Annotated in this window: 14 protein-coding genes, 3 tRNA genes and 1 riboswitch; of the genes, 11 read left to right on the top strand and 6 right to left on the bottom strand. The window is 47.9% G+C overall.

The window, feature by feature from the left end; genetic code table 11:
* Window positions 1–13: 13 nt before the first annotated feature.
* Entirely contained in the window at window positions 14–826 is an 813-nt protein-coding gene (gene pduB / locus WES_RS08405) for a propanediol utilization microcompartment protein PduB (protein WP_016158482.1), read from the bottom strand.
* Window positions 823–1,107, bottom strand: coding sequence for a propanediol utilization microcompartment protein PduA (gene pduA, locus WES_RS08410; protein ID WP_001183614.1), 285 nt, complete (start codon window positions 1,105–1,107; stop codon window positions 823–825). The genes pduB and pduA overlap by 4 nt, the downstream gene beginning before the upstream one ends.
* Before the next feature lie 510 nt (window positions 1,108–1,617).
* On the opposite strand from pduA, the gene pduF reads away from it, so the two are divergent.
* From pduF to ldtA, 7 genes are all read left to right on the top strand, one after another.
* Entirely contained in the window at window positions 1,618–2,427 is an 810-nt protein-coding gene (gene pduF / locus WES_RS08415) for a propanediol diffusion facilitator PduF (RefSeq protein WP_016158481.1), read from the top strand.
* Between the two features lie 202 nt (window positions 2,428–2,629).
* Window positions 2,630–3,544: a transcriptional regulator PocR gene (gene pocR / locus WES_RS08420; RefSeq protein ID WP_016158480.1), complete on the top strand. Its 915-nt coding sequence runs from the start codon at window positions 2,630–2,632 to the stop codon at window positions 3,542–3,544.
* A gap of 88 nt (window positions 3,545–3,632) precedes the next feature.
* Window positions 3,633–3,808, top strand: a riboswitch (cobalamin riboswitch).
* Between the two features lie 217 nt (window positions 3,809–4,025).
* The gene (locus tag WES_RS08425; RefSeq protein ID WP_016235223.1) at window positions 4,026–4,460 is read left to right on the top strand and encodes a hypothetical protein; all 435 of its coding nucleotides are present in this window, start codon (window positions 4,026–4,028) and stop codon (window positions 4,458–4,460) included.
* Between the two features lie 134 nt (window positions 4,461–4,594).
* On the top strand, window positions 4,595–5,140 hold the full coding sequence (gene cobU / locus WES_RS08430; RefSeq protein WP_000973187.1) for a bifunctional adenosylcobinamide kinase/adenosylcobinamide-phosphate guanylyltransferase: 546 nt from the start codon (window positions 4,595–4,597) through the stop codon (window positions 5,138–5,140).
* Window positions 5,137–5,880, top strand: a complete 744-nt coding sequence (cobS, locus tag WES_RS08435) for an adenosylcobinamide-GDP ribazoletransferase (RefSeq protein WP_016158478.1) — start codon at window positions 5,137–5,139, stop codon at window positions 5,878–5,880. The genes cobU and cobS overlap by 4 nt, the downstream gene beginning before the upstream one ends.
* 11 nt (window positions 5,881–5,891) lie before the next feature.
* Window positions 5,892–6,971, top strand: a complete 1,080-nt coding sequence (gene cobT / locus WES_RS08440; protein WP_016158477.1) for a nicotinate-nucleotide--dimethylbenzimidazole phosphoribosyltransferase — start codon at window positions 5,892–5,894, stop codon at window positions 6,969–6,971.
* A 61-nt stretch (window positions 6,972–7,032) separates the two neighbouring features.
* Window positions 7,033–7,968 carry a L,D-transpeptidase gene (ldtA, locus tag WES_RS08445; RefSeq protein ID WP_000986311.1) on the top strand — a complete coding sequence of 312 codons (936 nt, stop codon included), beginning with the start codon at window positions 7,033–7,035 and terminating at the stop codon, window positions 7,966–7,968.
* Window positions 7,969–8,023: 55 nt separating this feature from the next.
* Here ldtA and WES_RS08450 read toward each other — a convergent pair.
* Window positions 8,024–8,099: transfer RNA gene (locus WES_RS08450), tRNA-Asn, on the bottom strand.
* A gap of 326 nt (window positions 8,100–8,425) precedes the next feature.
* Between WES_RS08450 and nac the strand changes: the two genes are divergently transcribed.
* Both nac and cbl read left to right on the top strand, forming a co-directional pair.
* Window positions 8,426–9,343 (top strand): nitrogen assimilation transcriptional regulator NAC, encoded by a 918-nt coding sequence (nac, locus tag WES_RS08455; RefSeq protein WP_016158476.1) that lies wholly within the window; start codon window positions 8,426–8,428, stop codon window positions 9,341–9,343.
* Between the two features lie 100 nt (window positions 9,344–9,443).
* Entirely contained in the window at window positions 9,444–10,394 is a 951-nt protein-coding gene (gene cbl, locus WES_RS08460; protein ID WP_016158475.1) for an HTH-type transcriptional regulator Cbl, read from the top strand.
* 36 nt (window positions 10,395–10,430) lie between these two features.
* Here cbl and WES_RS08465 read toward each other — a convergent pair.
* Window positions 10,431–10,506: transfer RNA gene (locus WES_RS08465), tRNA-Asn, on the bottom strand.
* Between the two features lie 160 nt (window positions 10,507–10,666).
* Here WES_RS08465 and yeeO point away from each other — a divergent pair.
* Together yeeO and WES_RS08475 are read left to right on the top strand one after the other, a co-directional pair.
* Window positions 10,667–12,154 (top strand): toxic metabolite efflux MATE transporter YeeO, encoded by a 1,488-nt coding sequence (yeeO, locus tag WES_RS08470; RefSeq protein WP_077630371.1) that lies wholly within the window; start codon window positions 10,667–10,669, stop codon window positions 12,152–12,154.
* A 100-nt stretch (window positions 12,155–12,254) separates the two neighbouring features.
* Window positions 12,255–12,330 (top strand) — tRNA-Asn (locus tag WES_RS08475).
* An 84-nt stretch (window positions 12,331–12,414) separates the two neighbouring features.
* On the opposite strand, the gene amn is transcribed toward WES_RS08475, so the two are convergent.
* Window positions 12,415–13,869 carry an AMP nucleosidase gene (gene amn / locus WES_RS08480; RefSeq protein WP_001060211.1) on the bottom strand — a complete coding sequence of 485 codons (1,455 nt, stop codon included), beginning with the start codon at window positions 13,867–13,869 and terminating at the stop codon, window positions 12,415–12,417.
* A gap of 101 nt (window positions 13,870–13,970) precedes the next feature.
* On the bottom strand, window positions 13,971–15,287 hold the full coding sequence (shiA, locus tag WES_RS08485) for a shikimate transporter (protein ID WP_016158473.1): 1,317 nt from the start codon (window positions 15,285–15,287) through the stop codon (window positions 13,971–13,973).
* Window positions 15,288–15,578 lie beyond the last annotated feature (291 nt).

Genomic DNA, 15,578 nt, shown 5'->3' with positions numbered 1-15,578 from the left:
TGCCTCAGGGAATTCAGATGTAGGAAGGGCGATCGTTTTTCGGTGTATCGCCGAGAGTCGAAAGTACGGTTTTACCGATTTCGCGTGCGGAGATGACCGCCTGACGGACTGCGCCGGAGTCACCCGAGATAATCAGAATGACTTCATTGCTGTAGCTGGTGCCTTGAGCTGGGGAGCTGTATGCCACGACATCCACATTGGCGGACTTCAGCGCGGTGTCGGCCATCAGAACACCCACAGCAGCCGGAGCGCCGACAATAACGCCGCAAGCCCGTCCCAGTGGAGCGCCAAACGCTTTTTCCAGTGCATAGCTGGCGCGGGCGGTATATTGCAGTTCAAGATGCCCGGCTTCGTTGGCATAGACATCACCAAAGGTTCGGTCGAGTTCTTTCAGGGCAACTTCAATACCGCGTTTCACGTCGGAAACATCATTGCCACCTAAGAGGATTAATGAGCCGTGTCCGGCACCGCCTTTGGTATCGCGAGGAAGTTCAATGCTAATAACTTCGGTGTTGGTGGCTTTTACTGCTTCATCAGCGGCCATAATGTGTGGCCCTGCACCAATACGTGCGCCCAGAATGCCAATGGAGCGATAGCGTTTTTCAAGTTTCATCGCGTCCAATAGGGCGCTATCAACGTTCGCAATGACCAGACCTACCGTGTCGCCAATAGCGGTGCCAACAAATTCCGTTAATGTGCAGCTTTTTTCTGCCATAGCCGTCTCTCGTGTTTGATGATTGGTTTTCGGGAGAACCTCATGCTCCGGTGTCGCTACGCGTGCGATGACCTGCGCCATGATCTGTTCGACCAGTTCATTGCTGCTCATGGGTTAATTCCCTTTGGTAAGATTTTCTCGACATCGGTATGTGGGCGGGGGATAACGTGTACGGCTTTCACTTCGCCGACATTACGCGCAGCGGCGGCACCTGCATCTGTTGCCGCTTTAACCGCCCCGACATCACCACGAACGATGACGGTCACCAGCCCGGAACCAATTTTTTCGTAGCCGACCAGCAATACATTTGCCGACTTCACCATGGCGTCTGCGGCCTCTATGGCGGCAGTTAATCCTTTGGTTTCTACCATTCCTAACGCTTCTTGTTGCATAAAGACCTCGCCTGGATTTTTTGACGATATGACTATAAAAAAAAGCGAGGAAAAAGAATGGCTGACTTAATCGCTAATGAGAAAAATTAATAGAGGGCAAATGTTATAAAATTGCTTTCAGAGAATATATGTTATTCATTTATTGGTTGTTTTTGGCGTGGTTTGATGTGAATTAATTGCATTGAGACGGCGCTTTTAATTTGAAATAATATTTCGTCGAGTTTGGTTTGCTAAAATTAACTGTGATATTTGTTTAAATTTTATTATGCAGGTATGGCAATTTTTTATTGTGTCAGTTTGGCGATATTCATAACTACAATAGTGATGATTGCTGTGGTGAATGCTATGGCGATGACAATAATTTGCTATAGCAACACGATTTTTCCATGAATCTGGTATGCATGTTGGCAATATTTTTTTCAGCGCAATTTTTATAGTTGCGTTCGATATACACAACAATCAGCGCATTGTTGGCTGATAAAGAAAAAACTCTGTGAAAAAGGTGTCACTATGAATGATTCACTCAAGGCGCAATGCGTTGCCGAGTTTTTGGGCACCGGACTGTTCCTCTTTTTTGGCATTGGTTGTTTGTGCGCCCTAAAACTTGCCGGTGCAAGTCTGGGACTGTGGGAAATTTGTATTATTTGGGGGTTAGGTATTTCACTTGCTGTTTACCTTACGGCTGGCATTTCCGGCGCTCATCTTAACCCGGCGGTTACTATTGCTCTGTGGTTGTTTGCCGCTTTTCCTGGTCGTAAAGTGCTGCCATTTTGTACGGCACAATTAGCTGGAGCCTTTGGTGGTGCGGTTCTGGCCTATTTTTTATACAGCAATTTGTTTGCCGATTTTGAATCTGCTCACAATATGGTTCGTGGTAGTGCAGAAAGTTTACAACTCGCCAGTATCTTCAGTACTTACCCGGCAGCGGCGATAAATGTATGGCAGGCTGCATTGGTTGAAGTGGTCATAACGTCCATGTTAATGGGGTTGATTATGGCGTTGACCGATGACGGTAATGGCGTACCAAAAGGACCGCTTGCGCCTTTACTTATTGGTATTCTGGTTGCTGTTATTGGTGCTTCAACCGGACCATTAACCGGTTTTGCCATGAATCCAGCGCGTGATTTTGGGCCAAAAATTTTCACCTGGCTTGCTGGTTGGGGGGAAATTGCAATGACTGGCGGACGCAATATTCCTTATTTTATTGTACCCATTATTGCTCCGGTCATTGGAGCCTGTGTGGGGGCGGCGATTTATCGCTTTCTTATTGCACAAAATTTACCTGTCAATAGTGTTACGCTTAAAGATATCAGCGAATAGTGAAATAACCTGGCGGTTATAAACGTTTATTTTTTTAGTGTTTGTGATCTGCTTTCCGAACTTATTAAAAAGTCTCCCGCTTCATGGAGGCTTTTGTTATTGTCCGTTGTGCTTCTCGTCAGTAAATCATTAAGGATGATGTGAAGATTAAATGTAAAACAATTGTTTTGCTATAACAATAAATTAACTGGGAGGTTTTATCATGATTTCTGCGGCGACACTTAATTCAGAACTCATTAATAAAATCGCACAGGATTTTGCGCAGGCGACTAGTCTTGCGGTTGTCGTGGTCAATATCCACGGTGATGAAATCTCCGAGCTGTTTAACTTCACCCCATTTTGTCAGATGATGCGCCAACACCCTCAGCTTAGCACTCGCTGTCGCATGAGCGATCGTTGTGGTGGTCTGGAAGCCTCTAAATCCGATCAGCCTTGTATTTACCGCTGTCATGCAGGGTTAACCGATTTCTCTATTCCTCTGGTGATTGCCGGGCATTTAGTCGGCTTTGTGTTGTGTGGACAAGTTCGCCTGCGTAATGATGATGTTGACTTGATCGATATTCTGAATGTCGATGATTGTTGGCAAGCCGACCCAGAATTACTTAATGAGTTTCGCAAAGTTCCTGAAATGGATTACTCGCGGGTTATGGCCTCTGCTGATTTGTTGAAGTTGATTGTGGAAAATTGCCTCAAAAAGCAACTCAATTTTGTCGTTATTAAAGAGAATAAACCTCATTCGGGGTCAGTTCGTCAGACCCGTGCGCCTAATCCCCATGATAATAAAATAAAAAAAGCATTGCGCTATATCGATGCGCATTTATCAGACGATTTGCGTCTGGAAGATGTTGCCTCGCATGTTTATCTAAGCCCTTATTACTTCAGTAAGTTGTTTAAGAAATATCATGGGATTGGTTTTAATGCGTGGGTAAACCAACAACGAATGGCCAGCGCCCGTGAGCTGCTGTGCCATAGTGACTGGAGTATCGCCAGTATCGCGCGTAATTTAGGCTTCTCACAAACCAGCTATTTCTGCAAAGTTTTTCGCCAGACGTATCAGGTGACTCCGCAGGTATATCGTCAGCAAATTAGTGAAAATGTAGCAGCGGAAACAGCATAAATTTAATGTGGAAAATGAGGGATGATTAAATAGACTCTGGCAATATTAATTAACGTTATTTGCGTGTTATGGGATAAGTGAGATCAGCTCATAACATACGCTGACAGGTTCGGCACATTTGTGCCTGGGAAGAGGGTGAAAATCCCTCGCAGCCCCCGCTGCTGTAATGCTGACAACCCCGAAAATACCACTGATCGCGAGATTGGGAAGGCCGGGGAAGGATGATGCGAAGCCAGAAGACCAGCCTGTCAGTCAATACCAACAACTTCGGTGGGAAGTGGGTTGTCCGGAAGCGCCCGGTTGAGTACTGGCGCGTCTTTATACCCCTACCACCCTGAGAGGATCAGGGTATGGCGGCATCATTTAGTTCATTCATTGTAGTGCCGGCAGGCACCTGGGCTGCTCTCAATGCGCGGCAATCGTTTTTCATGGTATATCAGCCTGACCGTCATTACAGGAAACGAAGCGGAGGACGGGGGATATGAAAACGATAAAACCCGAATCGATAGCCCTTTTTTGCCTCTACTCTGGCGATATTAATCTGGCGAAATATCTGGCCGAAATGGTGCCAATGACCTGTTTTGTTGGTGAGGACTGGCAGCAAGGGTTCTTACCTTTTAAAGGTGGAGCAGTTCAATCGTTATCAGACGCGTATACAGATTATTCAGTGCTGTTATTGATTGCTGAAAACGGGGCATCCATACCAGAAAGCTTCTCTCATCCTAATGGCGCGACGGTAATTTTAATCACACAGCATAATGCCCGTTTGCTGGCTGGTCCGGCTGGTGGGGCAGTAGCATTAATCCATTATCTGAATGAAATGTGTCAACACAGAGAAAATGTTGCCAATGAGGCATTCTGTCAGACGTTTACACAGGGAAAGCGGACTATTTCACAACACCGCCTTCATTCGTAATGGATTGAGAACGCTGGATTTTTATTTTCATTACGCGCAGTATTAATTGCGGAAATGTTATTACGATCAGCAACGATGGCGCAACCATGGTTCTGGTCAATGAATACCATCATACAATTGAGCCAGGAGTCCGTATGATGATTTTGGTGACGGGTGGTGCACGGAGTGGGAAGAGTCGGCACGCCGAGAGGCTTATCGGGGATACACCACAGGTTCTGTATATCGCCACTTCGCAAATCCTTGATGATGAGATGGCAGCACGGATTGAGCATCATCGGCAGGGGCGTCCGGCGCATTGGCGCACGGTGGAACGCTGGCAACAGCTTGATGAGTTAATTAATGCCGACATTAATCCGCAGAACGCTGTGTTGCTGGAATGCATTACGACAATGGTGACTAATCTGTTGTTTGATTATGGCGGCGATAAAGCCCCTGAAGAATGGGATTATGTGGCGATGGAGCAAGCGATAAATGGCGAGATTCAGTCGCTGATTGCTGCCTGTCAACGTTGCCCTGCAAAGGTCGTATTAGTGACCAATGAAGTGGGAATGGGTATTGTGCCGGAGAATCGTCTGGCGCGATATTTTCGTGATATTGCCGGGCGAGTGAATCAGCAACTGGCCGCTGCGGCAGATGAAGTATGGCTGGTGGTTTCGGGTATTGGAGTAAAAATCAAATGAGTAAATTATTTTGGGCGATGCTCTCTTTCATTACGCGTCTGCCTGTACCGCGTCGTTGGTCCCAGGGGCTGGATTTTGAACATTATTCTCGCGGTATCATTACTTTTCCTTTAATTGGTTTATTGCTTGGCGCGATTAGCGGGCTGGTCTTCATGGTGTTGCAGGCATGGTGTGGCGTACCGCTGGCGGCACTGTTTAGCGTGCTGGTTCTGGCGCTGATGACCGGAGGATTCCATCTGGATGGTCTTGCAGATACCTGTGATGGTGTATTTTCTGCACGTAGCCGAGATCGTATGTTGGAAATCATGCGTGATAGCCGTTTAGGCACCCACGGCGGTCTGGCATTGGTTTTTGTTGTGCTGGGAAAGATTTTGATTTTGAGCGAGCTGGCTCTGCGTGGTGAGCCTATCCTGGCATCGCTGGCAGCAGCATGTGCTGTCAGCCGTGGGACTGCCGCATTATTGATGTATCGTCATCGTTATGCCCGGGAAGAAGGGCTTGGCAATGTGTTCATTGGCAAAATTGATGGGCGACAAACCTGTGTAACCCTCGGCTTAGCCGTGATTTTTGCTGCTGTATTACTGCCAGGTATGCATGGTGTGGCTGCTATGGTGGTGACGATGGTGGCAATTTTCGTCCTCGGTCAGCTTCTCAAACGTACTCTGGGCGGGCAAACCGGCGATACGCTGGGAGCTGCCATAGAGCTTGGTGAGCTGGTCTTTCTGCTGGCGCTGCTATAAAGAGAAGCAACATGCAAACACTTGCCGATTTGCTGAATACGATCCCGGCCATCGATCATGCTGCTATGTCACTCGCACAACGGCATATTGACGGCTTACTCAAACCCGTTGGTAGTCTGGGAAGGCTGGAGGCGCTTGCCGTACAACTGGCAGGAATGCCGGGGTTGAATGGTGTTCCTCATGTGGGCAAAAAAGCGGTAGTGGTTATGTGCGCCGATCACGGCGTCTGGGATGAAGGTGTCACTATTTCCCCGAAAGCGGTGACAGCCATTCAGGCCGAAAATATGCTACGCGGAACAACCGGCGTGTGTGTTCTGGCAGCACATGCGGGGGCTAAAGTTCATGTAATTGATGTAGGGATAGATACTGCGGAGCCAATACCCGGACTTATCAATATGCGTGTCGCTCGAGGTAGCGGCAATATAGCTTCAGGTTCTGCAATGAGCCGCTGTCAGGCTGAAGAGTTGCTTCTGGAAGTCATTCGTTATACGCGTGAACTGGCGAAAAATGGCGTCACGCTGTTTGGCGTGGGTGAGCTGGGAATGGCAAACACGACGCCGGCTGCGGCGATAGTCAGCACAATTGCGGGACGCGATCCCGAAGAGGTGGTTGGTATTGGCGCAAACCTGCCGACAGATAAACTGGCAAACAAAGTTGATGTTGTTCGTCGGGCAATTATGTTGAATCAACCGAATCCGCTGGATGGTGTTGATGTACTGGCAAAAGTCGGTGGATTTGATCTGGTCGGAATGGCTGGCGTGATCTCAGGAGCCGCTTCCTGTGGTTTACCCGTGTTGCTGGATGGCTTTCTTTCTTATGCCGCCGCGCTTGCTGCGTGTCAGATGTCACCTGCAATCAAACCGTATCTTATTCCTTCCCATTTGTCGGCAGAAAAAGGGGCGCGTATTGCGCTGGCACATTTGGAGTTGGAGCCTTATCTCAATATGGAAATGCGTTTAGGTGAGGGGAGTGGCGCAGCTCTGGCGATGCCCATCATCGAAGCTGCTTGCACGATATACAACAACATGGGCGAACTTGCTGCCAGTAATATTATTCTACCGGGGAATACAACTTCAGAATTGAACAGTTAAAAACGAAAAGTCTGATAAAAGCTATACTTATCGGATGGCTTTCGCGACTTAGGAAAGGGATATGATGCGTCGTGTAAATATTCTTTGTTCATTTGCTCTGCTTTTTGCCAGCCATAATAGCCTGGCGGTAACTTATCCATTACCCCCAGAGGGGAGTCGTTTAGTGGGGCAGCCACTTACAGTAACGGTTCCCGATCACAATACCCAGCCGCTGGAAACTTTTGCCGCGCAGTACGGACAAGGGCTGAGCAATATGCTGGAAGCGAATCCGGGGGCTGATGTTTTCTTGCCGAAGTCTGGTTCGCAACTCACCATTCCGCAGCAACTGATTTTACCCGCCACTGTGCGAAAAGGGATTGTGGTTAACGTCGCCGAGATGCGTCTGTATTACTACCCACCAGACAGTAATACTGTGGAAGTGTTTCCTATTGGTATTGGTCAGGCTGGACGAGAAACCCCGCGTAATTGGGTGACTGCTGTTGAACGCAAACAAGATGCACCAACCTGGACGCCAACCCCTAACACTCGTCGTGAATATGCAAAGCGTGGGGAGAGCCTGCCTGCATTTGTCCCAGCCGGCCCCGATAATCCTATGGGGCTGTACGCTATTTATATCGGCAGGTTATATGCCATTCACGGTACTAATGCCAATTTTGGGATTGGCCTACGGGTAAGTCAGGGCTGTATTCGTCTGCGCAATGACGATATCAAATATCTGTTTGATAATGTTCCGGTAGGGACGCGCGTGCAAATTATTGATCAGCCAGTGAAATACACAACGGAGCCGGATGGTTCAAAGTGGCTGGAAGTTCATGAGCCGCTGTCGCGCAATCGTGCAGAATATGAGTCCGACCGAAAAGTGCCATTGCCGGTGACGCCTTCCTTGCGGGCGTTTATCAACGGACAAGAGGTCGATGTGAATCGCGCGAATGCTGCGTTGCAACGTCGATCGGGAATGCCAGTGCAAATTAGCTCTGGTTCAAAGCAGATGTTTTAAAATAGCTGTTGTATAAAAAACAAAAAGCCTGCTCGAAAGCAGGCTTTTTTGAATTTGGCTCCTCTGACTGGACTCGAACCAGTGACATACGGATTAACAGTCCGCCGTTCTACCGACTGAACTACAGAGGAATCGTGAGAACGGGGCGCATATTAATGGCAGTACATGGCGATGTCAAAGGGGGAAATGCATTTTTTTGTTCGTTTGCTGCCAATTTCAACAAAACGATGAACTTTCAATCTTTTTAATCATGTTCCATCGTGGTGCATGACATCCTTTCATGGGGCAGGAAATGCTTCTCCTGGCTTAAAGAGCCAATGACGAAACAATCATAATCTCTTATTTGACGGGCGATTAGCTTTCGTATCAACGCCAAAACGAAACTGGCAAGTATCTTGCAATCTGGTTGTTAGTAATGTCGGCACTCGGGCTGACGCTTAAAAAAACCGGAGGCACCATGAACTTTAGACGCCTGAAATACTTCGTCAAAATTGTAGATATTGGTAGCCTGACTCAGGCTGCTGAAGTATTGCATATAGCACAGCCTGCGCTCAGTCAGCAGGTTGCCACGCTGGAAGGTGAGCTAAATCAGCAACTTTTGATTCGCACAAAACGTGGCGTTACGCCGACAGACGCCGGAAAAATTCTCTATACCCATGCGCGGGCAATTTTACGTCAGTGTGAACAGGCCCAACTGGCGGTGCATAATGTAGGTCAGACATTGTCAGGTCAAGTCTCGATTGGCTTTGCGCCTGGAACCGCCGCGTCATCTATCACCATGCCTTTATTACAGGCGGTACGCGCTGAATTTCCAGAGGTCGTTATCTATCTCCATGAAAATAGCGGTGCTGTGCTTAACGAAAAACTTATAAACAACCAGCTTGATATGGCGGTGATTTATGAGCATTCCCCTGTGTCAGGTGTATCCAGTCAGACTTTGTTAAAGGAAGATCTGTTTCTTGTCGGAACTCAGGATTGCCCAGGGCAAAGCGTTGATGTTAATGCGATAGCGCAAATGAACCTCTTCCTTCCCAGCGATTACAGTGTAGTAAGACTTCGTGTTGATGAAGCTTTTTCCCTACGCCGGCTTACAGCGAAAGTCATCGGTGAAATTGAGTCTATCGCCACGCTTACCGCTGCGATTGCCAGCGGTATGGGCGTTGCAGTATTACCTGAATCGGCCGCACGTTCGTTATGTGCCGCAGTTAACGGTTGGATGTCACGTATTACCACACCTTCAATGAGTCTCTCGTTGTCATTAAACTTACCCGCCAGATCAGGTTTATCGCCACAGGCGCAGGCAGTGAAAGAGCTGTTATTGTCAGTGATTAGTTCTCCAGCCATGGAAAAAAGACAATGGCAATTGGTGAGCTAAACGTTATACCTGGATGGAATAAGATGCGGGTTTTTATTATTTGTTATGCCGGGCATTAGACTCTAACAATAATGGATGTCTTATATGCCCGGAGTTTACCGTGAATTTCCAACAACTAAAGATAGTCCGCGAAGCTGCCCGTCAGGATTACAATCTGACAGAGGTCGCGAATATGCTCTTTACCTCACAGTCAGGTGTCAGTCGTCATATTCGAGAGCTGGAGGATGAACTTGGTATCGAAATATTCGTTCGTCGTGGCAAGCGGCTGCTTGGTATGACTGAACCGGGCAAAGCATTACTGGTCATTGCAGAACGTATTCTGAATGAAGCCAGTAATGTTCGTCGGCTTGCAGACCTGTTTACCAACGACACATCGGGCGTACTCACTATTGCAACGACGCACACTCAGGCTCGTTACAGCTTGCCTGGGGTCATTAAAGCCTTCCGCGAACTTTTCCCCGAAGTGCGACTCGAGCTTATCCAGGGGACGCCGCAGGAAATTGCTAGCCTGCTACAAAACGGTGGAGCAGATATTGGCATAGCCAGTGAGCGTTTGAGCAATGATCCCCAACTCGTCGCTTTCCCCTGGTTTCGTTGGCATCATAGTTTGCTCGTTCCTGTCGATCATCCTTTAACACAAATTACGCCATTGACGCTGGAATCAATAGCGAAGTGGCCGTTGATCACTTACCGACAGGGAATTACAGGCCGCTCGCGTATTGATGATGCATTTGTCCGCAAAGGTTTACTGGCAGATATTGTATTGAGTGCTCAGGATTCTGATGTCATCAAAACCTATGTCGCCCTCGGTTTGGGGATCGGATTAGTTGCCGAACAATCCAGCGGTGAGCAAGAGGAAGAGAATTTAATTCGTCTGGATACTCGCCATCTTTTCGATGCCAGTACCGTCTGGTTGGGTCTGAAACGAGGACAACTGCAGCGTAACTACGTCTGGCGTTTTCTGGAACTGTGCAATGCTGGATTGTCGGTTGAGGATATTAAGCGGCAGGTGATGGAAAATAATGAAGAGGAAATTGATTATCAGATATAGCAAAAAGCCCGCTATCAAAGCGGGCTTTTCAAAATTTGGCTCCTCTGACTGGACTCGAACCAGTGACATACGGATTAACAGTCCGCCGTTCTACCGACTGAACTACAGAGGAATCGCTGTTGAGGCACATCTTAACGGCGAAAAATATTTTGTCAAACCTGTTTTTTATATTCCTCAACCGTTTGCCGTTTCTATCAACAGTTTGTTGCATTTGCAGACAATTTGTCGGCGAAAATCTTTGCAGCTTTTCTGATTCTCCCTCATTATTTGAAATGTGGTTTCACTTTCTGCAATTAAGGTCGGCTTTGAATATCCCCTCAGCTTTACGCCAGGTTGTTCGCCACACTCGCTGGCACTCAAAACGTAAGAGTTACAAAGTGTTGTTCTGGCGCGAAATAACTCCGCTTGCTGTTCCTATCTTTATGGAGAATGCCTGTGTCCTGTTGATGGGCGTGCTGAGCACTTTTCTGGTCAGTTGGCTGGGAAAAGATGCGATGGCGGGCGTTGGGTTGGCGGACAGCTTCAATATGGTCATTATGGCCTTTTTCGCTGCTATCGATCTTGGTACTACTGTCGTTGTGGCATTTAGTCTCGGTAAACGTGATCGACGGCGAGCCAGAGTAGCAACACGGCAATCACTGGTGATCATGACGTTATTTGCCGTGCTGTTGGCAATTCTCATTCATCATTTTGGTGAACAAATTATCGATTTTGTTGCAGGTGATGCCACGACAGAGGTTAAAGCACTGGCGTTGACTTATCTGGAACTGACAGTTCTCAGTTATCCAGCCGCTGCCATCACTTTGATTGGCAGTGGGGCACTTCGTGGTGCCGGGAATACGAAAATACCGTTACTTATAAACGGTAGCATGAATATTTTTAATATTATTATTAGCGGTATATTGATTTACGGGCTTTTCTCCTGGCAGGGGTTGGGGTTTGTTGGGGCTGGGCTGGGATTAACTATTTCCCGTTATATTGGCGCAATTGCAATTTTGTGGGTACTGGCGATTGGCTTTAATCCTGCGCTACGAATCTCGTTAAAGAGCTATTTTAAGCCATTGAATTTCAGCATTATCTGGGAAGTTATGGGAATTGGTATTCCAGCGAGTGTTGAATCAGTATTATTTACCAGTGGCCGGTTATTAACACAAATGTTTGTTGCCGGTATGGGAACCAGCGTTATTGCCGGGAATTTTATCGCTTTTTCGATTGCGGCTCTTATCAATTTACCTGGGAGTGCGCTCGGTTCTGCTTCTACGATAATTACTGGTCGAAGGCTGGGAGTAGGGCAGATAGCGCAAGCAGAAATACAGTTGAGGCATGTTTTCTGGTTGTCCACCCTTGGGTTAACAGCGATAGCCTGGTTAACGGCTCCTTTTGCGGGGGTTATGGCGTCGTTTTATACCCAGGATCCCCAGGTTAAACACGTGGTTGTGATTCTTATTTGGCTAAACGCGTTGTTTATGCCTATTTGGTCCGCCTCATGGGTATTACCTGCGGGTTTTAAAGGTGCTCGTGATGCCCGCTATGCCATGTGGGTTTCTATGTTGAGCATGTGGGGATGCCGAGTGGTAGTAGGTTATGCGCTGGGAATTATGCTTGGCTGGGGCGTGGTTGGCGTTTGGATGGGGATGTTTGCCGATTGGGCCGTGCGTGCTGTGTTGTTTTACTGGCGGATGGTGACCGGGCGCTGGCTATGGAAATATCCTCGCACTGAACATGAAAAGTGTGAAAAAAAGCCAGCCGTGTCGGAATAAACGACAAAACGCAGAATATTTCAGCAAACGATTTCAAAATTAAAAAACAGGCTTTGACAATGCGGATAGGCATCGTTAATATTCGCCCCGTTCTCACGATTCCTCTGTAGTTCAGTCGGTAGAACGGCGGACTGTTAATCCGTATGTCACTGGTTCGAGTCCAGTCAGAGGAGCCAGATTTTGAAAAGCCCGCTTTGATAGCGGGCTTTTTGCTTTTAAAATCCTTCACATCTTTTCCTGACGCAAAGGATCTGAGCCCATTATCGGAACGGCGGCTCATTAAAGGTTCGTAGTTTACGGGAATGCAGTCGATCGCCTTCAGCGCGCAGTAAATCAATTGCCCGGATGCCAATCTGCAAGTGTTCGGAAATTGCACCTTCATAAAAACGGTTAGCCTGGCCGGGAAGTTTAATCTCACCATGCAATGGTTTATCTGAAACACACAGTAGCGTCCCGTATGGCACGCGGAAACGGTATCCTTGTGCTGCAATGGTTGCACTTTCCATGTCAATCGCTACGGCCCGACTTAAGTTAAAACGAAGCGCAGAAGCCGAGTAACGCAATTCCCAGTTCCTGTCATCAGTAGTTACCACAGTGCCAGTACGTAGCCGCTGTTTAACTTCCTCACCCGGCCTGCCACTGACCAATTTGGTGGCGTCATAAAGCGCGCGTTGCACTTCAGCAATGCTGGGAATAGGGATATCGGGCGGCAAAACTGCATCAAGAACGTGGTCATCACGTAAATAAGCATGTGCAAGTACATAATCACCAATGGACTGGCTTTCACGTAATCCACCGCAGTGACCAATCATCAGCCAGACATCCGGGCGTAGCACCGCCAGATGATCGCAGATGGTTTTAGCATTTGACGGACCCACGCCAATATTCACCAGAGTAATACCCTGACCATCGGCAGTGATTAAATGCCATGCTGGCATCTGGTGTTTTTTCCATGCGAGGTCAGAAATCGCCTCTTCAGGGGCTTCTGTTTCGGCGGTGATCCATATCCCTCCAGCACAGGAAAGAGCAATGTAGGGACTATCAGGATCGAGGATCTGGCTGCACCCCCAACGAACGAATTCATCCACATAACGTGTGTAGTTGGTAAACAAAACGAATGGCTGAAAATGTTCGACGGGCGTGCCGGTATAATGGCGTAACCGCGCGAGGGAAAAATCTACCCGGCGCGCATCAAAATGCGATAGCGGAGAAAATTCCGTTGGATGATAAATGCCGTCTGCAGTTTCATCGCCAATTTGCGCCAGTTCTGTTGTCGGGAAGTAACGTGTTAACCCGGCGCTCATCGATCGATCAAGTGTCAGTTCAGAGCCATCAATGACATAGGGATAGGGGATTTCATGCTGCGAGGGTTGCACGGAGATGTGCGCACCATAATCTTGATACAGCAACGTTAGTTGTTCATTGAGATACGAACGAAAGAGAGCAGGGCGGGTGATAGTGGTGGTATAGCTGCCAGCGTGAGTAAAACGTCCAAATGCGCGTGTTTTGGGAGGGTTTGTGGCGCAGCCGTCCCAGGTCACGGTCAATGATGGATAGACAAAAAGACCTTGCTTGCGGGCGTTTTCATCAGGCAATTCGCCACTTTTAATATATTTTCCAATGGCATTGCGTAAAGCGACTACAGATTGCTCATACAGCGCGTCAAGTTTATCCAGTGCCTGAGCTGGGGTCAGACCGGAGCCCTTATTATTCATGTGTGTCTCCTGTTCCATACAATTACCGCACATCCGATAGTATGTCACAGGAATGTGAAACAAAAGTGTAAGGCGAAGATCGAATGATCTTCGCCAGACCATCAGATGCGTTGATTGTCTTTCATCAACAAAGCGGTCATTGCAGAAATCAGGCATCCTGCCAGCAAATAAATGGCGACGCTATGCCAGTCCCCGGAAAAATAAGTAATGAGGGCGGCGGCAATAAAAGGGGTAAACCCACCACCAACCACACTGGCAACTTGATATCCGACCCCAGCGCCGCTGTAGCGATAACTGGCACCAAACATCTCTGTGAACATCGGTTGTTGCACACAAACCACCATGTCATGCGCAATATTCGCCAGCATAATGGAGAAGAAGACTATCCAGAAAATGGATTGAGCCTCGAGCGCCATAAAAAAAGGAAACGTGCTTAAGGTTCCGATAACTGCGCCAGTGATATAAACCCTGCGGCGACCAAAACGATCGGCAAGCCAGGCAAAACAGGGAATTGTCAGGCAGCTTAACCCTCCCACAAGCAAACCAATATTCAGGAATAATTCGCGTGGCAGCCCCATATTCTGGGTTGAGTAGTTAAGCGCAAAGGCGGTAACGATATACATCGTCAGCAACTCGCACAGTCGCAGCGCAATAATCTTCAGAAAAGCCCCTGGATGTAGTAACAGTGCCTGGATAACAGGGATTCGCTTTTTCACTGCCGCTTGATTATGTTGCTGTTGCTCAAATTCAGCGGATTCCTCCATGCCATTACGCACCCACAATGCCCCCAGCACCAGTACGGTGCTAAACAGGAAAGGAATGCGCCAGCCCCAGCTCAAAAACTGCTCGTCAGTGGTCATCATACTAATCAGCGAAACCAGTCCAGTTGAAAGCAGCAACCCTACACCGTAGCCAACTTGTACACCGCTACTGTAAAAGGCTTTTTTATTTTTCGGCGCGCTTTCAACGGACAGCAATGCTGCGCCTCCCCATTCGCCGCCGACGGCAAATCCCTGAATAGCACGCAGCGTCACCAGTAAAATTGGTGCCCACCAGCCAATAGTCGAGAATGAAGGAAGAATACCAATCAATGCTGTTGCGATCCCCATCATCCAGACAGTCAGCATCAACATGCGTTTACGCCCCAGGCGGTCGCCAAAATGACCGAAAATGACACCTCCAAGCGGACGGAAAAGGAATCCGACACCAAAAGTGGCAAACGCTGCGAGAGTTCCCATTGCCGGACTCACTTGCGGGAAAAACTCTCGATTAAATACCAGTGCGGCAGTAATGCCATAGAGTAAAAAATCGTACCAGTCGACGACGGCACCGGCAAAACTGCCTAGCGCAGCTCGTCGGGCGCGACTTAACGAAAGCGTTCCTTCATCGGGACGCGTGGAGATGAGCGTGGAGTCCATAGTGTTCCTGTCTGTACTGTCTTTTTATAATTAGTATGGAAAAAGGTAACTCACATTGCCGTCGATCTATAAACGAACCTTATGAGACTACCGCGACAGAGAGCATCTGCAAATATTTTTATACCCGAAAATGAGCATGGAGGACGGATAGGGGCTACTGTAATGTGCTGGAAACGAAGAAAATTGTAGATTCAGGTGCGTATTAGAAATCAAAAGACAGAAAAATGTGATCGCTAAGGTAGCACTGGCTACTTGCTGGCGTTATTTTCGCAGATGAATTTTTCGAATTTT

Source organism: Escherichia sp. KTE31 (assembly GCF_000407925.1).
Taxonomy (GTDB): Bacteria; Pseudomonadota; Gammaproteobacteria; order Enterobacterales; family Enterobacteriaceae; genus Escherichia; species Escherichia ruysiae.
This window is presented reverse-complemented; position numbering and strand designations above follow the sequence as displayed.